Source organism: Neotabrizicola paludis (genome assembly GCF_044142105.1).
In the GTDB taxonomy this organism is placed as follows: Bacteria; Pseudomonadota; Alphaproteobacteria; order Rhodobacterales; family Rhodobacteraceae; genus Pseudogemmobacter.
This window is the reverse complement of the sequence record NZ_JBGTYM010000008.1, coordinates 25,362-45,633: the sequence shown is the minus strand read 5'-3', so window position 1 is coordinate 45,633 and position 20,272 is coordinate 25,362. Positions and strand designations below refer to the sequence as shown.

Annotated in this window: 26 protein-coding genes, 1 tRNA gene and 1 pseudogene; 16 read left to right on the top strand and 12 right to left on the bottom strand. The window is 66.2% G+C overall.

Features of this window, described 5'->3' with window-relative positions; translation table 11 throughout:
• Nucleotides 1–5 precede the first annotated feature (5 nt).
• Nucleotides 6–248 (bottom strand): hypothetical protein, encoded by a 243-nt coding sequence (locus tag ACED67_RS16165; RefSeq protein WP_395542748.1) that lies wholly within the window; start codon nt 246–248, stop codon nt 6–8.
• A gap of 159 nt (nt 249–407) precedes the next feature.
• Nucleotides 408–1,058 carry a pyrimidine 5'-nucleotidase gene (locus ACED67_RS16160; RefSeq protein WP_395542747.1) on the bottom strand — a complete coding sequence of 217 codons (651 nt, stop codon included), beginning with the start codon at nt 1,056–1,058 and terminating at the stop codon, nt 408–410.
• A 94-nt stretch (nt 1,059–1,152) separates the two neighbouring features.
• Here ACED67_RS16160 and ACED67_RS16155 point away from each other — a divergent pair, with 94 nt between their 5' ends.
• On the top strand, nt 1,153–1,788 hold the full coding sequence (locus tag ACED67_RS16155; protein ID WP_395542746.1) for a GntR family transcriptional regulator: 636 nt from the start codon (nt 1,153–1,155) through the stop codon (nt 1,786–1,788).
• On the opposite strand, the gene ACED67_RS16150 is transcribed toward ACED67_RS16155, so the two are convergent.
• Together ACED67_RS16150 and carA are read right to left on the bottom strand one after the other, a co-directional pair.
• Nucleotides 1,785–3,854, bottom strand: coding sequence for a glycosyltransferase (locus tag ACED67_RS16150; RefSeq protein WP_395542745.1), 2,070 nt, complete (start codon nt 3,852–3,854; stop codon nt 1,785–1,787). The genes ACED67_RS16155 and ACED67_RS16150 overlap by 4 nt on opposite strands.
• A gap of 101 nt (nt 3,855–3,955) precedes the next feature.
• Entirely contained in the window at nt 3,956–5,110 is a 1,155-nt protein-coding gene (carA, locus tag ACED67_RS16145) for a glutamine-hydrolyzing carbamoyl-phosphate synthase small subunit (RefSeq protein WP_395542744.1), read from the bottom strand.
• Between the two features lie 180 nt (nt 5,111–5,290).
• On the opposite strand from carA, the gene ACED67_RS16140 reads away from it, so the two are divergent.
• The 3 genes from ACED67_RS16140 to ACED67_RS16130 all read left to right on the top strand — a co-directional run bounded on the left by ACED67_RS16140 (nt 5,291) and on the right by ACED67_RS16130 (nt 6,538).
• Entirely contained in the window at nt 5,291–5,749 is a 459-nt protein-coding gene (locus ACED67_RS16140) for a GatB/YqeY domain-containing protein (protein WP_395542927.1), read from the top strand.
• Nucleotides 5,750–5,903: 154 nt separating this feature from the next.
• Nucleotides 5,904–6,095: a DUF3008 family protein gene (locus tag ACED67_RS16135; RefSeq protein WP_395542743.1), complete on the top strand. Its 192-nt coding sequence runs from the start codon at nt 5,904–5,906 to the stop codon at nt 6,093–6,095.
• Between the two features lie 119 nt (nt 6,096–6,214).
• Nucleotides 6,215–6,538: a YnfA family protein gene (locus ACED67_RS16130; RefSeq protein WP_395542742.1), complete on the top strand. Its 324-nt coding sequence runs from the start codon at nt 6,215–6,217 to the stop codon at nt 6,536–6,538.
• A 147-nt stretch (nt 6,539–6,685) separates the two neighbouring features.
• Here ACED67_RS16130 and ACED67_RS16125 read toward each other — a convergent pair whose 3' ends face one another.
• Nucleotides 6,686–7,168 (bottom strand): DUF2244 domain-containing protein, encoded by a 483-nt coding sequence (locus tag ACED67_RS16125; RefSeq protein ID WP_395542741.1) that lies wholly within the window; start codon nt 7,166–7,168, stop codon nt 6,686–6,688.
• A gap of 123 nt (nt 7,169–7,291) precedes the next feature.
• Here ACED67_RS16125 and ACED67_RS16120 point away from each other — a divergent pair, with 123 nt between their 5' ends.
• Nucleotides 7,292–7,684, top strand: coding sequence for a cupin domain-containing protein (locus tag ACED67_RS16120; RefSeq protein ID WP_395542740.1), 393 nt, complete (start codon nt 7,292–7,294; stop codon nt 7,682–7,684).
• 222 nt (nt 7,685–7,906) lie between these two features.
• Here the strand turns inward: ACED67_RS16120 and ACED67_RS16115 are convergent, their stop codons facing one another.
• Complete coding sequence (locus ACED67_RS16115; protein WP_395542739.1) at nt 7,907–8,359, bottom strand: GNAT family N-acetyltransferase; 453 nt, start codon at nt 8,357–8,359, stop codon at nt 7,907–7,909.
• Nucleotides 8,360–8,613: 254 nt separating this feature from the next.
• Nucleotides 8,614–10,284, bottom strand: coding sequence for a cytochrome c oxidase subunit I (gene ctaD, locus ACED67_RS16110; protein ID WP_395542738.1), 1,671 nt, complete (start codon nt 10,282–10,284; stop codon nt 8,614–8,616).
• A gap of 465 nt (nt 10,285–10,749) precedes the next feature.
• Between ctaD and ACED67_RS16105 the strand changes: the two genes are divergently transcribed.
• The gene (locus tag ACED67_RS16105; RefSeq protein WP_395542737.1) at nt 10,750–11,049 is read left to right on the top strand and encodes an SH3 domain-containing protein; all 300 of its coding nucleotides are present in this window, start codon (nt 10,750–10,752) and stop codon (nt 11,047–11,049) included.
• 120 nt (nt 11,050–11,169) lie between these two features.
• On the top strand, nt 11,170–11,586 hold the full coding sequence (gene arr / locus ACED67_RS16100; protein WP_395542736.1) for an NAD(+)--rifampin ADP-ribosyltransferase: 417 nt from the start codon (nt 11,170–11,172) through the stop codon (nt 11,584–11,586).
• 81 nt (nt 11,587–11,667) lie between these two features.
• Here arr and ACED67_RS16095 read toward each other — a convergent pair whose 3' ends face one another.
• Together ACED67_RS16095 and lipB are read right to left on the bottom strand one after the other, a co-directional pair.
• Entirely contained in the window at nt 11,668–12,075 is a 408-nt protein-coding gene (locus ACED67_RS16095) for a c-type cytochrome (RefSeq protein ID WP_395542926.1), read from the bottom strand.
• 132 nt (nt 12,076–12,207) lie between these two features.
• A complete protein-coding gene (gene lipB, locus ACED67_RS16090) occupies nt 12,208–12,915 on the bottom strand; it encodes a lipoyl(octanoyl) transferase LipB (RefSeq protein WP_395542925.1) in 708 nt (235 codons plus the stop codon).
• Nucleotides 12,916–13,019: 104 nt separating this feature from the next.
• On the opposite strand from lipB, the gene ACED67_RS16085 reads away from it, so the two are divergent.
• Together ACED67_RS16085 and ACED67_RS16080 are read left to right on the top strand one after the other, a co-directional pair.
• The gene (locus tag ACED67_RS16085) at nt 13,020–14,756 is read left to right on the top strand and encodes a peptidoglycan-binding domain-containing protein (protein WP_395542735.1); all 1,737 of its coding nucleotides are present in this window, start codon (nt 13,020–13,022) and stop codon (nt 14,754–14,756) included.
• Nucleotides 14,757–14,875: 119 nt separating this feature from the next.
• A tRNA-Leu gene (locus ACED67_RS16080) sits at nt 14,876–14,962 on the top strand.
• A gap of 42 nt (nt 14,963–15,004) precedes the next feature.
• Here the strand turns inward: ACED67_RS16080 and ACED67_RS16075 are convergent.
• Genes ACED67_RS16075 through ACED67_RS16065 form a run of 3 tightly spaced genes read right to left on the bottom strand, consistent with a single transcriptional unit; the run spans nt 15,005 to nt 15,612 of the window.
• Nucleotides 15,005–15,229: a helix-turn-helix transcriptional regulator gene (locus ACED67_RS16075; protein WP_395542734.1), complete on the bottom strand. Its 225-nt coding sequence runs from the start codon at nt 15,227–15,229 to the stop codon at nt 15,005–15,007.
• Nucleotides 15,222–15,446, bottom strand: coding sequence for a hypothetical protein (locus tag ACED67_RS16070; protein WP_395542733.1), 225 nt, complete (start codon nt 15,444–15,446; stop codon nt 15,222–15,224). Before ACED67_RS16070 ends, ACED67_RS16075 begins: the two co-directional genes overlap by 8 nt.
• The gene (locus ACED67_RS16065; RefSeq protein ID WP_395542732.1) at nt 15,439–15,612 is read right to left on the bottom strand and encodes a hypothetical protein; all 174 of its coding nucleotides are present in this window, start codon (nt 15,610–15,612) and stop codon (nt 15,439–15,441) included. Before ACED67_RS16065 ends, ACED67_RS16070 begins: the two co-directional genes overlap by 8 nt.
• 30 nt (nt 15,613–15,642) lie before the next feature.
• Here ACED67_RS16065 and ACED67_RS16060 point away from each other — a divergent pair, with 30 nt between their 5' ends.
• The 7 genes and pseudogenes from ACED67_RS16060 (at nt 15,643) to ACED67_RS16030 (ending at nt 20,265) form a co-directional block, all read left to right on the top strand.
• Nucleotides 15,643–16,128, top strand: coding sequence for a DNA methyltransferase family protein (locus ACED67_RS16060; RefSeq protein ID WP_395542731.1), 486 nt, complete (start codon nt 15,643–15,645; stop codon nt 16,126–16,128).
• A 1-nt stretch (nt 16,129) separates the two neighbouring features.
• Nucleotides 16,130–16,594: pseudogene (locus tag ACED67_RS16055) on the top strand (DNA cytosine methyltransferase); the annotation flags it as partial.
• 124 nt (nt 16,595–16,718) lie between these two features.
• On the top strand, nt 16,719–17,624 hold the full coding sequence (locus ACED67_RS16050; RefSeq protein ID WP_395542730.1) for a DNA methyltransferase: 906 nt from the start codon (nt 16,719–16,721) through the stop codon (nt 17,622–17,624).
• A gap of 4 nt (nt 17,625–17,628) precedes the next feature.
• A complete protein-coding gene (locus ACED67_RS16045) occupies nt 17,629–17,817 on the top strand; it encodes a hypothetical protein (protein ID WP_395542729.1) in 189 nt (62 codons plus the stop codon).
• On the top strand, nt 17,814–18,743 hold the full coding sequence (locus ACED67_RS16040; RefSeq protein ID WP_395542728.1) for a hypothetical protein: 930 nt from the start codon (nt 17,814–17,816) through the stop codon (nt 18,741–18,743). Before ACED67_RS16045 ends, ACED67_RS16040 begins: the two co-directional genes overlap by 4 nt.
• 5 nt (nt 18,744–18,748) lie before the next feature.
• On the top strand, nt 18,749–19,774 hold the full coding sequence (locus ACED67_RS16035) for a hypothetical protein (protein ID WP_395542727.1): 1,026 nt from the start codon (nt 18,749–18,751) through the stop codon (nt 19,772–19,774).
• On the top strand, nt 19,771–20,265 hold the full coding sequence (locus ACED67_RS16030; protein WP_395542726.1) for a hypothetical protein: 495 nt from the start codon (nt 19,771–19,773) through the stop codon (nt 20,263–20,265). The genes ACED67_RS16035 and ACED67_RS16030 overlap by 4 nt, the downstream gene beginning before the upstream one ends.
• The last annotated feature ends 7 nt before the right edge of the window (nt 20,266–20,272 follow it).

Sequence of the window (20,272 nt, the reverse complement as noted above, 5' to 3'; positions counted from 1 at the left end):
GCGGCTCAGGGCCAGCTTATCGCGATGAAGAAGACGAACATCAGCGGCACGGCGGGCAGCGCCGCGAGTGTCAGGGCGAAAAGCCCCCAGGTCTTGATGGCAAGGACGAGGCCCAAGAGAAGAACCGGAACCAGCCAGAGGATCATCTCGGCGGCCCGGTCGGTCGGCGCGGCTTTGCCGGTCAGCGGCGCGGCATGGTCGTTGCGGGGGGCGGCGAAACTGGTGGGCAGGTCGGCGGCAAGGGTCATGGCTGGTCCTCCGGGGCGCGTCGGGCGCAAAGCGGCATTTCACATGCAGCTTCAGATACGGAGTCTGCGATAAAACCAAAGAGGCGTGTTGCCGCAGTGCGGCAATCTGTCAGGGGCGGAGCCGGGCGTCTGCCCGGAGGCGGGGCGCATCAGCGGCGTTCAGCCCTGGGTCAGCCGCGCGAGAAAGCCTGCAAGATCAGGCGTGTGGTGGTGGATATGCGGCGCGGGTGCCGGATCCGGCGCAACATGGACGGTGCGCAGGCCCATGGCATGGGGCACTTCAAGATTGCGTGCGTCATCCTCGAACATGGCCGCTTTTCCGGGCAGGAGCCCGTCCTTGGCGAAAACCAGCTCGAAGGCCTCGCGCTGGGGCTTGGGGCGGTAATCGGCATCCTCGACGCCATAGACCGCATCGAAGACCCCGCTCAAGCCGCGGGCGGCCAGGACCTTGGCCGCATAGGGCCGGTCGGCGTTGGTAAAGACGATTCGGCGGCCGGGCAGAGCGGTTATGGCCGCGGCCAGAGCCGGATCGGGGCGCAGGGCCGAGAAATCGATGTCATGCACCGCTTCGAGATAGGCGCTGGGCTGGATGTCATGTTCCTGCATCAGCCCCGCCAGCGTGGTGCCGTACAGTGCCCAGTAGTGGCGGCGCAGATGATCGGCCTTTTCGCGATCCACTGCCAGCCGGGCCATGACCCAGTCGGTCATCTTCACTTCGATCTGGTCGAAGAGCCGCGCTTCGGGCGGGTAAAGCGTCTTGTCCAGGTCGAAGACCCAGGTGGTGACATGAGTGAAATCATCTTTCGCCATGGTTTCTTCTAGGCCGGGCCTGCGGCATTTGGAAGGGTTGAACGGGCATTGACGCGCGACTAGGGTCGCGCGTCAGGGAATGGAGGTCCGAAGGGTGCAGAAAGATGCCTATACGCTGATCCTTGAGGCGATCGAGGCGGGGACATACAAGCCGGGCGACCGCCTGGTGGAAAGCGAGTTGGCCGAGCGGCTGGGCGTCAGCCGGACGCCGGTGCGCGAGGCGCTCCAGCGATTGGAGACCCAGGCCATGCTGACGCGCGACGGGCGCAGCCTGATCGTGGCGACGCTGGATCACAACCAGTTGGCCGAGCTTTACGCCGTGCGCAGCGAGCTGGAAGGCCTGGCGGCGCGGCTGGCGGCCCGGCATGCGACCGAGGAGGAAATCCGGGTGCTGAAAAGCATGGTGGCCGAGGATCGTGCCCTGCTGGGCGGCGATCCGCGCGCCCTGAGCCGGGCGAACAAGCGCTTTCACCGCCAGATCCACCTCGCCAGCCACAACCGGTTCCTGGTGCAGCAGCTTGATCTTGTGCATCGGTCGATGGCGCTGATGGCGAACACTTCCTTTGCCGCCGAAGGCCGCGACGAAGTGGCGTTGGACGAGCATGAGGCGATTGTCGCCGCGCTGGAGCAGCAGGATGGCGAAGCCGCCTATCAGGCGCTCAAGACCCATATCAGCAAGGCATTCGAGACGCGGCTGCGGGTCGAGGCGGGCGAGCTGAAGCTGCGCTAGGTGCGGCGGGGCTGGGCCCGGGGCGAAGGCGGCGCGAAAAGACTGATGGTTCTGGCCGCGCCTGGTGTCGCGCGCAGAGGCGCCGCGAGGCGGGCCGGGAGTGCTTCGCCATGGCCTGGCTCGCCCGGGTCGAAAAGGCCATGATGGGTCTTGTCCCAGTAGAAGGGCCGCGCCGCCACTTCCCACAGCGCCTTGTAAGCCGCGAGCGCCGCCAGTGGAAAATACAGATGCAGCGTCGGCACCCAGAGCGGTGACAGCCGATGGCCCGAGCGGCGCAGTGCGATGATCCCCGTGGCGATGTTCAGCGCCTCGGAGATCAGGAACAGCGCGATCAGCAGAGGCAAGCCGCCGGGCGGAAGGCTTTGCGCCAGGGGATGCGGCAGGCCAAGCGCGAGCAGCCAGAAGCTCCAGAGCAGGGGGGCGAGCAGCGCTTGCAGGATCGAGCCCAGGAACATGACCTGAAAGCCCAGAAAGCGCCGGGGGCCAAGCTGGCGCCAGAGCAGCACTGGGTCGCGCATGTGCACGAGCCAGGTCATCATATAGCCCTTGATCCAGCGTGAGCGCTGCTTGACCCAGGCGAGGGGACGGCAATTCGCCTCTTCGCCGGTCACGGTGTCGATCAGCTCGGTCCGGTAGCCATGGCGCGCCAGGCGGATGCCCAGATCGGCATCCTCGGTCACGTTATGGGCATCCCAGCCGCCCAGCTCCTCAAGCACCGAGCGGCGGAAGAACAGGGTTGTGCCGCCCAGGGGTACGGCAAGGCCCAGACGTGCGATGCCGGGCAAGATCAGGCGGAACCAGGCGGCATATTCTATGGTGAAGCAGCGCGACAGCCAGTTCGTGCGCGGATTGTAATAATCCAGCACGCCCTGAAGGCAGGCGACATCGGGGCCACAGCGCTGGAACCGCGCCACGACTTTGCGGATCTGGTCGGGTTCGGGCGCGTCTTCGGCGTCGTAAATGCCGATGATCGCGCCCCGGCAATGGTCAAGCGCCAGGTTCAGCGCGCGGGGTTTGGTCGTGATCCGCCCCGGCGGGGCGATCACGACCCGCATCCAGGGCGGCAGATCGGTCCCGGCCAGGGCGGCGCGGGTCATTACATCCTCGGCCTCGACCACCAGCACGACCTCAAGCAAGTCGCGCGGGTAACTCAGCCGCGACAGCCGCCGCACCAGCCGGGGGGCGATGCCGCTTTCCCGGTAGAGTGCAACGATCACCGAAACGGGCGGCAGGCGGGCAAGATCGGGCAGGGGCGGTTCGGGCGTGGCCGGACGGAGGGCGGCAAGGCAGGCTGCGAGTTTCAGGCCCATGGCAAGAAACAAGGACAGGACGGCCAATGCCAGGAGAAGCTGTGGCAGAAGAAGAGGCGCGATCGCAAGGCTTGCCGCGACAAGAATCGCTACGAAAACAAGATATTGTCGCACGGTCGCGCCACCCCAGACATTGCCCCAGTCGCGGCAGCTTTCGGCCGCAGCGACGCGATTCTCGGCCAGATGCGCCAGCCTTGGGCCATGGCGCAGGTGAAGGGCGGCCTCGATCTCGCTCGCGCGGGCCAACGCCATGGCGACGGGGCCAAGCCGCGCCTCGAGCAGCGGGCGCAGGCGGTGAAACGCCTCGGGACGCGACGTGACCACGATCACCACTGCCCCGGCGCTCCGCCAGGGAAGAAGGCCATGGCGTAGGCAGCCGGTCAGCCCGAAGCGATCGATCAGCCGGGGATCGGGCGGCGGGAAGCGCGGATCCACCCGGGCCGCGCCGAAATAGCGGGCAGCGGCGTCAAGCAGGCGATCTTCATCCAGCGCGCCGCGTGCGATCAGCGTGGCCGAGTCGGCCGGTGTCTGCTGCGCGCCGCGTGCCAGCGACTGCAAGAAATCATCGGGCCTTGCGAGCCCCTCGCGCAGCAACTGCCGCGCGAAACTTTCGGCGGCGCGTGCTGACGCGCCAGGACCCGAAGCCTCGGGTATCGGGTCTACCGTCGGCAAGGCCAGGGCCCGAGGTGTCGGAGGCGCCAAGGCAGGCAGGTCGCCCGGCGCCCGTTCCCGGAGCATCAGCAGTGATGGCGCCATATTTCCCCCCTTGTCCGCCGCCAGGGGAAGGCTGCGCCCACGGGGTTAATCGCGGGTTAATGGCAGGTTAACGGGTCGATGCAGGGGCTTGGCAGCGCGCGTCAGGCGCTGCGGCGGGCCTGCATCGCCGCGGCGAAACGGTCGAAGAGGTAATAGCTGTCCTGCGGGCCGGGGCTGGCCTCGGGGTGGTACTGCACCGAGAAGACCGGCCTGTCCTTGAGCGCGATGCCGCAATTGGTGCCATCGAACAGCGAAACATGGGTTTCCACCACGCCTTCGGGCAGAGTGTCGGCATCGACGGTGAAGCCATGGTTCATCGAAGTGATCTCGACCCGGCCGGTGGTCAGGTCTTTCACCGGATGGTTGGCGCCGTGATGGCCGTGGTTCATCTTGCGGGTCTTGGCGCCAACGGCCAGGGCAAGCATCTGATGGCCAAGGCAAATCCCGAAAAGCGGCAGGTCGGCTTTCAAGACGCCCTGGATCATCGGCACGGCATATTCGCCGGTCGCGGCCGGATCGCCCGGGCCGTTCGACAGGAAGACGCCTTCCGGGTTCAGGGCCAGGACATCCTCGGCCGTGGCGGTGGCGGGCAGGACGGTGACTTCGCAACCCGAAGACGCCAGGCAGCGCAGGATGTTGCGCTTGGCGCCATAGTCGATGGCGACGACGCGCAGCCCCGCGCCTTCACGCTTGGCATAGCCTTCGGGCCAGGCCCACCGCTTCTCGTCCCAGCGGTAGCTTTGTGCGCAGGTCACGTCTTTCGCGAGGTCGAGGCCGACCAGGCCTTTCCAGGCACGGGCCTTGGCGACCAGGCGTTCGATGTCGAATTTCCCTTCAGGATCATGGGACAGCGCGACATGCGGTGCGCCCTGCTGGCGGATCGCGCGGGTCAGCCGACGGGTGTCGACGCCGCCCATGCCGATGCGGCCGATCTTTGTCAGCCAGGCTTGCAGCTCGCCGGTGGCGCGCCAGTTCGAGGGTTCTGTCGGGTCCCATTTCACCACCATGCCGGCGGCGGCGGGGGTGGCGGTTTCGTCATCTTCCGGCGTCACGCCGACATTGCCGATATGGGGGAAGGTGAAGGTCACGACCTGGCCCGCATAGGAGGGGTCGGTCATCACTTCCTGATAGCCGGTCATCGCGGTGTTGAAGACCAGTTCGGCCACCATCTCTCCCGTGGCGCCGAAGCCCTTGCCGTAGAAGATCGTGCCATCGGCGAGGGCAAGGCAGGCGGTAGCATCGCGCGGGGCGGGCATGGGCGACTCTCCTATCGGCAAATTGGCGCGAACGTAAAGAGGCAGGCGGGCGGGGTCAAGGGCCGATGGGAAAAGGATTTTTAAATGAAATCAGTATCTTATCTTTCTGCGCCAGAGTTGCGTGGCTGGGCGGGCTGGGGTATGGTCAGGGCTTCGGAGAAACCATGGGGATGGCCGGAGATGTCTTTGCGCGAGCGGCTTCAGACCGCGTTGAAAGAGGCGATGAAGGCAAAGGAGGCGGACCGGCTGTCGACGCTGCGGCTGATCAACGCCGCGATCAAGGACCGCGACATCGCCAACCGGGGCGAAGGTGGCGAAGGTCTGGTGCAGGAGGCCGAGATCGTCGCCCTGATGGGCAAGATGGTCAAGCAGCGCCAGGAGTCTGCCCGCGCCTATGAAGAAGGCGGGCGGCTGGAGCTGGCCGATAAGGAGTTGAACGAAATCAAGGTCATCCAGGAGTATCTGCCCCGCCAGATGACCGAGGCCGAAGTGGCCGCAGCGGTCGAGGCGGCCATGGCCGAGACCGGGGCCGCATCGATCCGCGATGTGGGCAAGGTGATGGCGGCGCTGAAGGCGAAATATGCGGGGCAGATGGATTTCGGTGCCGTGGGCGCGGTGGTGAAGGCGCGGTTCGGCTGAAACAGAGCGGCGCTTTCCACGGCGTTTACAGTCGTCTTCCGAAGGTCTTCCTTTTGTCTTCCGAAGGTCTTCCGCATCGTCTTTCCCTTTCGGGGGAACTTTCGAATGCCGGGGGCGGTTGATCCGGCAGGCCATCGCCTGAAAAGGAACTGACATGCCCGCCACATCGAAAGCCCAGCAGCGCGCGGCCGGGGCCGCGCTTGCCGCCAAGCGCGGCGAAGCGAAGATCAGCGAATTGAAGGGCGCCTCGCGCGAGATGTTCCGCGACATGACGGAGGCCGAGCTGGAAGAGCTGGCCTCGACGCCGCATGACGGCCTGCCCGACCGGGCGCCGGACGCGGATTAGCCCGGGCGTTTGAGATTCGGGGCCAGCAAGGGCGGCGCTCTCTGCGCCAGGACGCAGCTGAGCGGAATAGCCGCGTGACGGGCTGGCCTTCGACCCGACTTGGCGGCAGAGTTCCGGCCATGACGTTCCTTCTGTATCCGCTGGCCGCGCTGGCCGAGATCGCTGGTTGTTTCGCCGTCTGGGCCGTGTGGCGGCAGGGAGCGCATGCTCTGTGGCTGCTGCCGGGGCTGGTGTCTCTGGCGCTGTTTGCCTGGCTGCTGGCGCTGGCCCCGGTCGAGGCGGCGGGGCGGGCCTATGCGGCCTATGGCGGGGTCTATGTGGCTGCGTCGCTTCTGTGGCTGTGGCTGGTCGAGGGGCGCCTGCCCGACCGTTGGGATGTGATCGGCGGCGCTGTCTGCCTGCTGGGCGCGGCGGTGATCCTGTTCGGGCCGCGCGGCGGGTGATCCTGCCGCCTGGGCAGACGTGGGCGGCCCGACGCCCGGGGGGCCACATCCCCGCTCGCGAGCGGGCTTGAACCGATGGCGTCTCGCTGGCGCACCCGTGGGATATTTGCGAAGAGGTGAAGGGGGCAGGGCAGCGATGCCGCGCGATCAGCGCAGCACCGCGAGCGCCCTAGCCAGTTCGTCATGCAGGGCGAGACGTTCCTCTTCCGAAAGGAAAGCGCCCAGCTCCACCTCGCGCGGGCCGCCGCGCAGGGTCAGGTAATTCGGCACCGGCCCGCCCTGCCGGTGCAGATGCGGGCGCACCCAATGCGGGTTCGCCTCCCAGTCGCGGCGGCCCTGCCGGTCATGGCGGGACAGGGTGATGCGCGTGGGGGTGAGGGTCAAATCTTCGAGGATCTCGCGGTCGCGGGCATTCTTGCGCAGGGCGAACCACAGGGCCGCAATGGCGGCGGCGAGGAAGGGCAGGAGCGCCCAGAGGACGGGAGAGCCGAGCGCCGCGAAAAGCGGCAGCGCGATCAGCGCCGAGGTGACGCCGATGAACCCCGCGAAGCCGCGTTGGGTAAGCGGGCGGTGGGGCCAGAGGTGTAGGCGGCGCGTCTCGCCTTCGAGGGGGAGCCATTGATGGGGCATCGGGCATGCCTGAGGGACGGAGGCCGATATGATCCGGCTGCGGAGAAATGTGCAAGGCAGGATGGGATTGACGCTTGCCTGACCGGCAATCAACTCTTGCCCTTAGTCCGAGGAGGAACCGGGATGAAAGAGACCATCTTGCCGCCTGACGCGGACGCCAAATCGCCCGCAGGGGCGGATATCCGGTTCCTCATGGACGGGACCACCGGCAACATGATTCACAGCACGGTTCCGCCGGCGCAAATAAATCGCGCGACGGTGCACAGGACAGTGAGCGAGTTCTGGTATGTGCTGGAAGGCCAGGGCGAAATCTGGCGGCGGGACGGCGTGGAGGAACGGATCACCCCACTGCGGCCCGGCGTGTCGATCGACATTCCGGTCGGCACAGCCTTTCAGTACCGCAACACCGGAACGGCGCCGCTGACCTTCATCTGCATCACCATGCCGCCCTGGCCGGGCGATCAGGAAGCGTCGCATCTGAAGGGGGCATGGACCCCGACCGTGCGGGAGACCTAGGGACAATTTCAGCGGTTTCGTTCAGCTCGTCGGACCAAGCCTGATATGTATGGCTTTAGCACGGGGGGGGCGCGCGCGCTGCGGGCGGCCCGGCGGTGGCGCGGCGCGGGGCCATCTGGCCGGGATTGGCGCTCCGCTGGCGGCAAGGCCGGTCTTCCGTGGCGAAGCGGCTGGTCACGAAGGCGGTCGGGCAGGGCGCGGAAGGTCCCGCCCGACCTGTTCTCATCCCCTCAGACGGAGCGTCGCCGTCGGGAAGGGAAAGCCGAAGTCGTCGATGTCCCGCCGCGACACCTCGTGGAAGCCGAGCGCCTTGTAGAAGCGGAGGGCCTGCTCGTTCGCGAGATAGACGTCAAGCGACAGCTCTTGCTTGCGGGCCAGCGCATCTGCGATCAGCCTGCGCCCGATGCCATAGCCCTGCCGGTCAGGCGCGATGAAAATTCCGCCGATGAAGCAGTCCAATAGGCTGATGAAGCCGACAGGCTTCTGGTCAAGGCAGGCCACCGAGGTTTCCGCCTTGGGCAGATAGATCTCTTCGATCATCCGGCGCTGTTCGATCAGCCTTGGCTCACCGATGAAGGGATGCGCCTTCAACGAGGCGTCGAACCAGATCGTGGACAGTTTTTTCAGGTCCGTTGCCGCATTATAGGGCCGGACCACCAGGCCATTGTTCTCCATGAGAACTCCACAGAATTCACGCAAAAAGGATCGGCACCCCTGTGCCGAGCGATGCCGCTACAAGCGGTTCAATCGAAGCCTCTGCGCATAAAATTCCTTCTGTGGCTGCCCGAATATAGGCGGCTCGCAGCGGTGCCGCAATGACCGCCTTCTGCTTGACCCTCTGGGCGAACGGCCTTGCCCCAAAGCGAAAGGCCCCGGGTTTCCCCGGGGCCTTCTGTCATTCCATTGGCCTAGCCCTCGTGGGCGTGCCCTCAATGGGCGTGGCCCTTGTCCCAGTCGCTCTGCTTCGGCAGCTGCTCGAACGTGTGTTCGGGCGGCGGGCAGGGCAGGGTCCATTCCAGCGTGTCGGCATATTCGTTCCAGTAGTTGTTCTCGGTCACGCGGCGACCGGCGAACAGCGTGTAGAACACGATGCCGAGGAACAGGATGAAGGACGCGAAGGAGATGAAGGCGCCGATCGACGAGAGGTGGTTCCAGTAGGCGAACTGCTCGGGGTAGTCGATATAGCGGCGCGGCATGCCCTGACGGCCGAGGAAGTGCTGCGGGAAGAAGGTCAGGTTCGCGCCGATGAACATGAGCCAGAAATGAATCTTGCCCATGAATTCGGGGTATTGGCGGCCCGACATCTTGCCGATCCAGTAGTAGATCCCGGCGAAGATGCCGAAGACGGCGCCCAGCGACATGACGTAGTGGAAGTGGGCCACGACATAGTAGGTGTCATGGTAGACGCGGTCGATCGGGGCCTGCGACAGGACGATCCCGGTCACGCCGCCCACGGTGAAGAGGAACAGGAAGCCGAAGGCGAAGAGCATCGGCGTCTTGAACTCGACCGAGCCGCCCCACATCGTCGCGATCCAGGAGAAGACCTTGATGCCGGTCGGCACGGCGATGACCATGGTTGCCAGCATGAAGTAGCGCTGCTGGGTCAGGCTCATCCCCACGGTGTACATGTGGTGCGCCCAGACGACGAAGCCCAGAACACCGATGCCGACCATGGCATAGACCATCGGCAGATAGCCGAAGATCGGCTTCTTCGAGAAGGTCGAGATGACGTGGCTGATGATGCCGAAGGCGGGGATGACGATGATATAGACTTCCGGGTGGCCGAAGAACCACAGGATGTGCTGGTAGAGGATCGGGTCGCCGCCGCCTTCGGGCTTGAAGAAGGTGGTGTCGAAGTTGCGGTCGGTGATCAGCATGGTGATCGCGCCGGCCAGGACCGGCAGGGCCAAGAGGATCAGCCAGGCGGTGACGAAGATCGACCAGGCGAAGAGCGGCACCTTGTGCATGGTCATGCCCGGTGCGCGCATGTTCAGCATGGTGGTGATCATGTTGATGGCGCCGAGGATCGAGGACGCCCCCGACAGGTGGACGGCGAAGAGCGCGAGGTCAAGCGCATAGCCGCCCTCGTTGTTCGACAGCGGCGGATAGAGCACCCAGCCCACGCCCGCGCCCAGCTGGCCGCCTTCGGACGGCGAGAAGACCGAGGCCACGGCCAGCGAGGTGCCGGCGACATAGAGCCAGTAGGACAGGTTGTTCATGCGCGGGAAGGCCATGTCCGGCGCGCCGATCATCAACGGCATGAAATAGTTGCCGAACCCGCCGAACAGCGCCGGGATGACGACGAAGAACATCATCAGGATGCCGTGGGCGGTGACCGTCACGTTCCAAAGATGGCCGTTGGGCGTGCACTGGTCGACCGTCGCGGCGGTGAGGCGCATGCCCTCCATGCACATATACTGGACGCCCGGCTCCATCAGCTCCATCCGCATGTAAACGGTGAAGATGACCGAGATCAGGCCGACGAAACCGCCGGTGAAGAGATAAAGGATCCCGATGTCCTTGTGGTTCGTCGACATGAACCAGCGGGTGAAGAATCCCTTCTCCGCGTGGTCATGGCCGTGAATGGCGGCGTCGGCCATAGGCTGCTCCCGTTGCTGTTCCCTCGCCCGGCCCCTTGCAGCGTCGCGCCGCGGAGTCGGATATTCAGGCTTCGTAATATCTTCGCGAGCGCGCAGGGGCAACGCAGGAAATTGATCTGGATCAACGCCAATCGTCGCAGGGGCGGGCGTGCCACGGCGCCGGAGCGGAGGCGGGAGGGGGGCGGGACAAAAAACCATCGCGAGCCCGCCGCTGCGGGTGCGCTCGGACGCGAGTATACGGCGCAGGGGGCGGTTTGGTCGCCTGCGCGTCCCAAGAGCCTTGCCTCAAAGGGCTTCGGGCGATCGGCCGCGCGGCGCGTGTTGCGCGGGATCACGCGGCCCGGCGGCGCGCGTTGCCCTGCGGTTCTGGCGGCGGCGGCTGGCCGACGCCTGGCCGTGGCGTTGTGCCGGGGGCGGCGGGGCGGTTAGATGGGGGTGAGGCAGAACAAGAAGCAGGGCAGAAAGATGCAGAAATTCCTTTTCCCCCTGATCGCCGCCGCCCTTCTGGGCGGGCTTGCGACGGGGCCGGTGCAGGCCGAGCAAAGCGGCTGGTATGAGGTCACCGGCGTCGAGGCCGATGACATGCTGAAGATGCGGCTGGGGGCCGGGATCGGCTACAAGGTTCTGGTCGGCCTGCCGAATGGCACGGTGGTTTGGGTGCAAAGCTGCTCACGCGAGGGCAAGACCAGCTGGTGCAAGGTCTCGCTCAAGGCGGCGCGGGGGCTGAAGGGCTATGTCTCGGGGGCCTATCTGACGAAGATGTAGGGCATTGCTTCCGTCGACAGGCGCCGGGGGCGCAGGCCGGTCCGGCATGGGGGCGGCCTTGGCCGCGGCATCATGACGGGTCAGGGCCTGCGAAGGGTGGACGCAGAAGAGGATGTGCCAATGTCGGGAGCGGTCACGGTTTTTGCGCGCCAGTATTTCCATGGCACGAAGGCTGATCTGCGGCCGGGCGATCTTGTCGCGGTCGGCAATCCGTCGAATTTCACCGGGGCTGCCGCCCTGTCCTGGGTCTATTGCGCCGGGACGCTTGATGCCGCGATCTGGGGCGCCGAACTGGCGCTGGGCGAGGGGCCGGGGCGGATCTATGTCGTCGAGCCGACCGGGGATCTGGTCGACGATCCCAATGTGACGGACAAGAAGTTTCCCGGCAATCCGACCCTGTCCTATCGCAGCCGTACACCGCTGCGGGTGGTCGGCGAGGTCGTGGGCTGGCAGGGGCATGCGCCCGAGGCGCTGCAGGCGATGCGGGACGGCTTGGCACGGCTGCGGGCGACGGGGGGCGATGTCATCATCGACTGAGCGCGCGCGCGTCCGGTTTTGGGCGCGCAACTGAAAAGGGGCGCCGCGCGATGCGACGCCCCTTGCGCTGGTTTTCGCGCCTTATTTGACCGAGGCGAGATAGGCGGCCACGTCTTCGCCGCCCGTGGCAAGCTTGAAGGACATCTTCGACTTCAGCGAGGGATCGCCGGCCTTCTCTTCAAGCCATTTGGACGGATCCTGCACATAGGCGGCCAGCGAGGCCTCGTCCCAGACCGCGCCAGTCGCGGCCACGGCAAGGATGCCGTCGCCATATTTGAAATCGGGGTCCGAGCCGACGGCCCGGCCGATCACGCCATAGAGGTTCGGCCCGGTCTTGCCGCCCTTCTGGATCGCGGTGCCATCCGGCGCGATGACCGAATGGCAGGCCTTGCACTTCTTGAACTCGTTCTCGCCCGCAGCCGGATCGCCCGCGAGTGCGGGGGCGGCGAGGGCGGCGAGCACAAGGGCAGCGGCGAGGGGGGTCTTGATCATCTTGGCCTCATGTCTTGGGTGGGAGCGAGTCGTGCGCCTTGGGTTGAACATGGGATTTGCGCGCCTTGTTATGCAATAGCATCTTCGTCGCAGTCGCCCGGGCGGGATTGTCAGCCGATAGCAGGGCGGTCAGCCCAGCCCGCAGGTCGCGCCGCGGCCGAAGCTGTGCTCGAAAGTCTGGCGCAGCGCGATGTCGAGATCGGCCATGGCGACGGGCAGGCCCAGATCGACAAGGCTGGTCACGCCGTGATCCGAAATGCCGCAGGGCACGATGCCGGAAAAATGCGTGAGGTCCGGTTCGACATTGATCGAGATGCCATGAAAGCTGATCCAGCGGCGCAGCTTGATGCCAATGGCGGCGATCTTGTCTTCGGCCGGACTGCCATCGGGCAGGGCGGGGCGGTCGGGGCGCGGAACCCAGACACCGACGCGGCCGGGGCGGATCTCGCCATGCACGTTGAATTCGGCCAGCGTGTCGATGACCCAGTTTTCCAGCGCGCGGACGAAGCAGCGCACATCGGCGCCGCGCTCTTTCACGTTCAGCATGGTGTAGATCACGCGCTGGCCGGGGCCGTGATAGGTGTATTGCCCGCCGCGCCCGGTCTGGAAGACGGGGAAACGGTCATGATCGCGCAGGTCGGCCGGTTTGGCCGAAGTGCCCGCGGTGTAAAGCGGCGGGTGTTCGAGAAGCCAGATCGCCTCCTCGGCCTCGCCCCGCGCGATGGCCTCGGCGCGGGCTTCCATCGCGGCGAGCGTTTCGAGATAGGGCGAAAGGCCCGGAAGATGGCTCCATTCGACCAAGTCAGCCTCCTTTGGCCGGGATTTCGGCGGAAAGATGCGGAATTCCCGTCTTTGCAGATGCGCGGCCCGTGCTAGAGTATCGGCATATTTCTGCCGACCCGCGCCTTTGCCCGCGCCCATATTCTGCCCGGAGTGATGCTATGAAGATCAAGGGAATTGCAACCAGTGCCGTCGTCGCCTCGCTGTCGCTGACCCCCGTTTCGCCGATGGTGACCATGGCCCGCGCCGACAATGGCGATGTAATCGCCGGGATCATCGCCGGGGCCATCGTGGGCGCCGCGATCAACGAGGGCAGCAAGAAAAAGAAGAAATCCACCAAGTCGGCGCCGAAGAAACCGTCGATCTCGGCCGAGCAGAAGGCCGAGAATGTCGAGGTGCAGCAGGCGCTGAACTATTTCGGCTGGAATGTCGGCACGGCGGATGGCGCGCTGGGCGCCAAGAGCCGCGCCGCGATCAAGGATTACCAGGCCTTCATGGGCTATGGCGCCACGGGTGAATTGACCGAGGAGCAGCGCATCATCCTGACCACGGCGCATAGCCGGGCCGAGGCGGGCGGCGCGGTGATCCAAGAGGTCGTGTCGAGTTCGGTCTATGGCATTCGTGGCGTGCTGCTGGCGCAGCGCGACGAGATGTATGCGCCGAAGGGCACGATTGTCGCCAATGGCACGCTGGCGGATGATGGCGAACCTGCCCCGGGCTCGATCGCGGCCAAGGCCGAGGCGGCGCTGCCCGCGCTCTTGCCGCCGGTGGTGGCCGCGCCTGCGGCCCCGATCCAGGGCTCGCCCGCTCCGGCTGCTGCGCCCGAGCCGATGCCGGTGATCGTGGCTTCGGACCCGGCCCCCGCGCCTGCGCCCGCCCCGGTGGTGGCAGCGGCGGAACCGGCGGCCCCGGCGATGCCGTCCTTCATGGATCCGAACGGGGCCAAGGGGGCGCTGGGCGATACCTGCACCGCCGCGATGCTGAAGGTCTCGACCAAGGGCGGGTATGACACGGCCGCAACAATGACCGATGCCAATGCCGCGCTGACCGAGCAGTTCTGCGTGACGCGGGCCTCGGCCATCGCGACGGGCCAGGCGCTGGCCGCCAAGGTGGCGGGTTTCACCCCTGACCAGATCGCGGCGCAATGCGCGGGCTTCACGCCGCTGATGAAGGATCATGTCGCGGCGCTGTCCTTGAAGCCGGAAGAGGACGTGCTGGCGGGGGTGCAGGAGTTCATCGTGAAATCCGGCATGTCGCCCGCGCAGTTGTCGGGCACGGCCAAGGTCTGCCTGGGCGTGGGCTATCAGACGGAGCAGATGGACATGGCCATCGGCTCGGCGCTGTTGCTGACGGCGATGGGCGAGAAGGGCTATGCCGAAGTCCTGGGCCATCATCTGAGCCAGGGGTTCGGCGCGGCGGACCGGCCGGATCTGGCGGCGGCGTGGTATGACGTGGCGCTGGACGGGCTGGCGGCGGGGAATGACATTTTCGCGCCCGCCATGGCCGGACGGGCCGATCTGGTGAAGAAGGCCGCCTATACGGTGGCCGGGCGCACGGCTGAGCTGGCCCCCGAAATGAAGGTCGAGGAAGCGGCGATGCCCAGCTTCGTCATAACGCCCGACGCGCCCGCTGCGCCGGCCCCTGCGGCGACGGAGCCGGTGGCGCCCGCCCCGGTCGCGCCTGCGCCGCTTGCCCCGGCCCCGGTGGCGCCCGCGCCGTCGGAAGTGACGGCGGTGGAACCGGCGCCCGCGCCTTTGCCCGGGGCCGCCCCGGCCCCGGTGATGCCGGTCGCCGCGGCAGCGCCGGTCGCGGGCGAGAATGCCGAGGTGATGCGCAGCGGGGCCGAGGCGGTTGCGGCGGCGGCGCGGCTGCCCTTCCTGTTCTTCGCAAGCTACTGATCCGGCGTCCGCGCAAGCCGTTTCGCACCCCTGTTACGATCTGGCATCGGGGGCGCGGATTCCCTCTTTTCTTCCCCGGCGGCTGCGGCTACATACGCGCCACCAAGGGCCGGGTGCATGCGGATGTGGCGGAATTGGTAGACGCGCAGCGTTGAGGTCGCTGTTCCTTAACCGGAGTGAAAGTTCGAGTCTTTTCATCCGCACCAACTTGGTCGCTTAAGCCCCGGAATTACCGGGGCTTTTGCTTTTCAGGTCCCTGCCGGTCCCCCAACTGGTCCCCCAATGCTTCGTTGCTGGGCGGGTTTCGCTTCGATGAAGGCCATGACCTCAGCGACCTTCAGCAGGGCCTTGCCGCCGCTCTTGTAGATCGTGATCTCGGCTCGAGATGCCATCTCGTATATGGTCGAGCGCGAGATGCCGAAAACGGCGCGCGAATCGCAGACGCGGACATAGATCGGCTGCAGGTCAGCCATGGGCGATCCTCCTCTCGAATTCAGGCCAGTAGATGCGCCGAGCCTCTTCACAGGTGCGGCGGCAGATTTCGGCAGCGGAAAGGGGCAGCCAACCCACGCCCTTGCAGACGTTGCACTGGATCTCGGCTCGGGTGATCGGCGCGGTGTCCATCACCTCCCGGCGCAGCGCGCAGGCAGGGCAGGGGTCGTGGTTGCCGTGCAGGTCTGGGTCAGGCATGCCCGCCCCCTTTTCTGGCGTCCCTGGCAATGGCCCGGTCGATGGCGTTGATGGTCTGGGCGGCCTTGGCAAGGCGCGTGCCGCCCGAATGTCCCCAATGCCAGCCGCCGCACTTTGTGCAGGGATAGACGTCGCAAGAACCGATCACCCGGCCAGCGGCGATCATCCGGCGCATCTGGGCGCGACCGGCACCATCGTGCGCGCCGCCTTGGCCCACGGCCTTACGGCGAGGGGTTTCGATCTGCGTGACCGCGGTGCGGGCGATATCGTCACCCCTTTCGTCGACTTCTTCGCCAAGGACGAGGGGGGCGGGGACCGCGTCGACAACATCGTCTCGAATCCGCCCTACGCCACATGGACCCAGCTGCGCCGCAGCCGCCCGGAAGGCGCAATGGCCAGGTCAGAGGATGAGTTCCTTCGCCTCGCCCTGCAGCGCGCCCGCGGCAAGGTCGCGGTCCTCTTGCCGACTGGCTGGATCAGCGCCGGCGACCGCAGCCTCTGGATCGAGAGCCTTCCGTTCTATCGCGAATATCGCCTCGCGCCGCGGCCCTCGATGCCGTCCGGCGCGCACATCGCCGCAGGCGGAAAGGTCGGGGGCGGAAAGACCGACTTCAGCTGGTTCGTCTTCCTCCACGGATTTCAGGGCCTGCCGACAATCCATTGGTTGCGGAGGGACGAATGACATGGTGCCACGTCCCGAACACGGCCTCTCCCTCTGCGCAGGCGGCGGCGGCCTGGATATGGGCCTCGGTCTCGCGGAACCCGGCTTCCACACGCGATGCTATGTCGAATGGGAGGAATACCCGCGGCGCGTCCTCATCTCCGCCCAGGAGGCCGGATACCTCGCCCCGGCCCCGATCTGGGACGACCTCACAGCCTTCGACGCTCGGCCTTTCGCCGGAGCCTTCGACACCCTTCTCGCCGGATACCCCTGCCAGCCGTTCAGCGCCGCTGGGCAGCGCAAGGGGGCCGATGACGAGCGCCATCTCTGGCCCGATGTTGCCCGGGTCGCCCGTGAACTCGGCCCCGGCCTCAACTGGATTTTCCTCGAAAACGTCGCCGGGCATGTCAGCCTCGGCCTTGAAACCGTGCTGCGAGACCTTCGAGAAATGGGCTTCACGCCTGCGGCTGGCCTCTTCACGGCGGCTGAAACAGGCGCGGCGCATGAGCGGGAACGGGTCTTCATCGTGGCCTACCGCCGACACCCCGAGCGGCGGGCGGAAGATGCCGGAAGGGACCAGCCCGACCGGGAAAACACCGGATGGTCGGAAGGTGACGGTTGGGTTGGAAAACGCGGCGCAGACCTGGCAGACCCCGCGCGTCTCGATCGGCCCCTACACCCGGGACAAGGGACAGACGGGGGCGGAGCGCCTGACGCTGGAAGGGCAGAGCCAGATGTGGGGCACGCCCCGCGCCTCGGATGCGGAAAAGGGCGGGCCGAACCAGAGTTTCGGAGCGGGTGGAATGCCGCTTCCGGCGCAGGCGGCGCAATGGGCCACCCCGGCCCCGATGCAGACGCGCGAGGGCTGGACGGCGGAACAGATCGAGGCGGCCCGCGAGATCGAGAAGGCCAAGGGCCAGAACGGCAACGGCTTCGGGCTGGGGCTGGCGGCACAGGCGGGGATATGGCCGACGCCAACCTGCCAGGACAGCACGCAATCCCCGGCCCCGCCATCGAAGAATGGCAGGACGGACGAGTTGGTCTTCGCGGCGGCGGCGTGGCCGACTCCGTCAGCTCGGGACTATCGGACGCCGAACAACGAGCCATTTCAGGACCGCGGCGGCGGGGCGAAGGGGGACCAGCTTCCGAACTTCGTCGCCCACTGCTTCACGCCCCCGGCCCAGCGGACATGGACCTCTGGCGTTTCACCCTCGATCTGGCGCCCGATCTCGCGCCGGCTCTTTCGCTCGGCCATGTCGTCGGTGTCGCCGACCGTGCAGCGCAGATGGTTGCGCAAGGGCTCATGGCGGAAGCGGCGGCTGAATCCCTCGTTCGTCGAATGGCTGATGTCCTGGCCGCCCGGGCACGCGGTCTGCGCCTGCTCGGAAACGGGGTTCATCCACTGGCAGCAGCATATGCGTGGCGCACTCTCAGCGCTGCCCACGGCCTCTGGCCCGTGGATCTGGGCGCCGCCATCGGTCGCGGCTGCGCCGGAACAGATGAGCTTGTGGGGGTGACGGGATGACATGGCTCCTCATCATCACCCTGTCCGTCGATGGTCAGACCGCCACATTCCCGGCGGGCCTCATGCTCGACCAAGGCCTTTGCAGCATGGCCGGCGCCGGAATCGTCCACTTCCTGAAGGAAGGGACGCCCGGCGTCGAGGCCGGTTGGGCTTGCGAGCTTGTCCAGAACGGGGAGGCGGTATGACCTCTCTGTCCCCTGAAACCCGCCGCCTGATCGACGAGGCAGTCGCCTCGGGTCGATTTACGCGCATTCCGGCGGGCATGCGGGCGGATTCTGCCCCCATCCCGCGACCCAAGCGCGGGCGGCCGCGCAAGAACGGCGAAACCCTGAGCGAGCTGAAAGCGCGGCGCGCCACGAAGGCGGCGGGAAAGATTGCCGATCGACGGCGATTCAAGGTCTCGCCCGTGCCCAGCGGAACAACCCGCGTCATCGTCGCGGCCGACACGCCGGGCACCATCTTCTCGACCAGGATTGCCACGCCAGCATCGGGAGACCGGGTGCTGAAGGACGGCGCGTCGAGCTGCAAGATCGGCGGCGATGTCCATAAGGGCCGACTGCGCGGTGCCCGCATCTACACCCTGACGCTTGAGGAGCGGGCGACATGCCCGCGCTCCTGCGGCCTCTGGCAGGCCTGCTATGGCAATGCCATGCCCCATCCGACGCGCTGGCAGCGGGGCCCAGAACTCGAGCGCGCCGTTGCCGAAGAGGTGGCCGCCCTGTGCGCGCCAGGGGATCCGGTGCTGATCCGGCTGCACATCTTGGGCGACTTCTACAGTTTCGATTATCTGCGCCTCTGGGTCGCGCTCCTCGACGATCATCCCAACCTGAACGTCTTCGGCTTCACCGCCTGGCCCCCGGGAACCCACATCGGCGATGGCATCGCGCGGGTCCGCGCCGCCCTTGGTCGTCGCTTTTCCATCAGGCACAGCGGGCGCACCGGCCCGTGGGGCAGCTTCACCATCAATTTCCCGACCGAGCGCCCGCGCCTCGGTGACGCCGTGGTCTGTCCCGAGCAGGCCGAGGCTATGAACGGACGCCAGGGCCGCCATTGCGGCAACTGCTGCCTGTGCTGGCAATCCGACCTTCCCATCGTCTTCGTGGAGCACTAGGGGCCATGACTGCCGACATCCATGAAGAGTTCGACGCCAAGTCAGCCAGGACGCGCCAGCCTTTGCCGCTGTGGACCGGTGCGCTGGACCGAGCGACCATGGAACACACACCAGAGGTGATCGGGGCCTACATGCTGATCCTGATGGCCATGTGGGAATCGAAGTCCTGCGATCTTCCCGCCGACGACAGGTTTCTTGCGCGCATCACCAGAGTGTCTCCCACAATCTGGCGCAGAAGGCTCGCGCCCATCATCTTGCCGCTTCTATCCCAAAAAAACTCGCGAATTTTCTCGGAAAAACTTCAAGAAAATGCGGGGAAAACTGAGGAATATTGCCGCAAACAACACGAAAGAAAGTCTGGAAAAAATACGAATAAGGTATTGAAAAACAACAATACCAAACCAACCACGGATAAAACCGCGGAAACTTCCACGGAACGAACCGTGGAAAATCCAAAACCATTAACCATTAACATAGGTAAGGAGGAGGAGGGCGCGCGCACGCGCGAGGCTGGATTCGCTGAAGAAGGGCAGGGGGCTGTTAATCAGCCCACCGCTCCGTCAGAACCGCCGCCATCGACCCACCCGACCATCCCGCCCGGTCTTCTCGACGACGTCCGCGCCGCCGTCGGCATCCAGTCCCACGACACCGGTGCCTATTGGGCCGACCCATCGCTCGCCGAGCACGTCGCTGCCTGGATCGGCAGCGGGCTGGCGCCTGACCGCATCGTCGCCGAGGCCAAGGCCAGCCGGGCCAAGAATCCCGAGCCGCCGGACGGGCCCCGAGCCCTTGATCGCTGGATGGCACAGGCCGCATCGGCCAAGGCCAGCACAGCGCTGGTCAAGCCTGCCGCAAAGGCCAAACCGGCGACAACCCCGGTCAGCCCAGAGGATCGGCTGAATTTCTTCGCGGACTGGGTCAACGGCGACAAGCTGCTCCCGGCCAGCGTTATCTCGCCCGTCATGGCCCGCGCCCTTCTCGAGAGCGGGAAGGTCACCCAGGAGCGAATGCGCGAAAGGGGCGTCCGATGACCATCGCAATCACCAACATGATCTCGTCCGCCGGAGAGCTTCGCCGCTGGGCCGCCAACGCCAGGCCCCGCGATTTCGTGACCTATCACATCGGCAATGTCGCCCGGGACCGCGCCGAATCCCAGATCCTCCACGACCTGGCCGAACTCGTTCTCCTCCTGCAGGAGACCGGGTTCATCATCGGATCGACCAAGCGCGTCGAACTCGCCGCAGTGCAGGGCTTCGTCTATTTCGCCACCCGCACCGGGGCAGGATACGCCCCCCACTGCATCATCCGCGGCACCATCTCCTGCCGGGAATTCCGGGCCCTGCAGGCCATCCGTGACCGCGTGGGCTATTCCTCTGCACAGCGATCCGTCCGCGATGCTCTGTCCTGCGCCGATGCCGAAGCCGCTGACCTCCTGGCCCTGCTCTATGCCCGAAAGTGGGTCGAGGACGCCCCCGAGAAGGGCTTCCAGCTCTCCGAAACCGGCCTCGCGGCCATGTTGTGACTTTGGA

Excerpts from the sequence above, each read along its gene's own strand:
- ACED67_RS16165 (WP_395542748.1), bottom strand. The coding sequence starts at position 248 with ATGACCCTTGCCGCCGACCTGCCCACCAGTTTCGCCGCCCCCCGCAAC.
- ACED67_RS16160 (WP_395542747.1), bottom strand. The coding sequence starts at position 1,058 with ATGGCGAAAGATGATTTCACTCATGTCACCACCTGGGTCTTCGACCTG.
- ACED67_RS16150 (WP_395542745.1), bottom strand. The coding sequence starts at position 3,854 with ATGGCGCCATCACTGCTGATGCTCCGGGAACGGGCGCCGGGCGACCTG.
- carA (WP_395542744.1), bottom strand. The coding sequence starts at position 5,110 with ATGCCCGCCCCGCGCGATGCTACCGCCTGCCTTGCCCTCGCCGATGGC.
- ACED67_RS16140 (WP_395542927.1), top strand. The coding sequence starts at position 5,291 with ATGTCTTTGCGCGAGCGGCTTCAGACCGCGTTGAAAGAGGCGATGAAG.
- ACED67_RS16135 (WP_395542743.1), top strand. The coding sequence starts at position 5,904 with ATGCCCGCCACATCGAAAGCCCAGCAGCGCGCGGCCGGGGCCGCGCTT.
- ACED67_RS16130 (WP_395542742.1), top strand. The coding sequence starts at position 6,215 with ATGACGTTCCTTCTGTATCCGCTGGCCGCGCTGGCCGAGATCGCTGGT.
- ACED67_RS16125 (WP_395542741.1), bottom strand. The coding sequence starts at position 7,168 with ATGCCCCATCAATGGCTCCCCCTCGAAGGCGAGACGCGCCGCCTACAC.
- ACED67_RS16120 (WP_395542740.1), top strand. The coding sequence starts at position 7,292 with ATGAAAGAGACCATCTTGCCGCCTGACGCGGACGCCAAATCGCCCGCA.
- ACED67_RS16115 (WP_395542739.1), bottom strand. The coding sequence starts at position 8,359 with ATGGAGAACAATGGCCTGGTGGTCCGGCCCTATAATGCGGCAACGGAC.
- ctaD (WP_395542738.1), bottom strand. The coding sequence starts at position 10,284 with ATGGCCGACGCCGCCATTCACGGCCATGACCACGCGGAGAAGGGATTC.
- ACED67_RS16105 (WP_395542737.1), top strand. The coding sequence starts at position 10,750 with ATGCAGAAATTCCTTTTCCCCCTGATCGCCGCCGCCCTTCTGGGCGGG.
- arr (WP_395542736.1), top strand. The coding sequence starts at position 11,170 with ATGTCGGGAGCGGTCACGGTTTTTGCGCGCCAGTATTTCCATGGCACG.
- ACED67_RS16085 (WP_395542735.1), top strand. The coding sequence starts at position 13,020 with ATGAAGATCAAGGGAATTGCAACCAGTGCCGTCGTCGCCTCGCTGTCG.
- ACED67_RS16075 (WP_395542734.1), bottom strand. The coding sequence starts at position 15,229 with ATGGCTGACCTGCAGCCGATCTATGTCCGCGTCTGCGATTCGCGCGCC.
- ACED67_RS16070 (WP_395542733.1), bottom strand. The coding sequence starts at position 15,446 with ATGCCTGACCCAGACCTGCACGGCAACCACGACCCCTGCCCTGCCTGC.
- ACED67_RS16065 (WP_395542732.1), bottom strand. The coding sequence starts at position 15,612 with ATGATCGCCGCTGGCCGGGTGATCGGTTCTTGCGACGTCTATCCCTGC.
- ACED67_RS16045 (WP_395542729.1), top strand. The coding sequence starts at position 17,629 with ATGACATGGCTCCTCATCATCACCCTGTCCGTCGATGGTCAGACCGCC.
- ACED67_RS16040 (WP_395542728.1), top strand. The coding sequence starts at position 17,814 with ATGACCTCTCTGTCCCCTGAAACCCGCCGCCTGATCGACGAGGCAGTC.
- ACED67_RS16035 (WP_395542727.1), top strand. The coding sequence starts at position 18,749 with ATGACTGCCGACATCCATGAAGAGTTCGACGCCAAGTCAGCCAGGACG.
- ACED67_RS16030 (WP_395542726.1), top strand. The coding sequence starts at position 19,771 with ATGACCATCGCAATCACCAACATGATCTCGTCCGCCGGAGAGCTTCGC.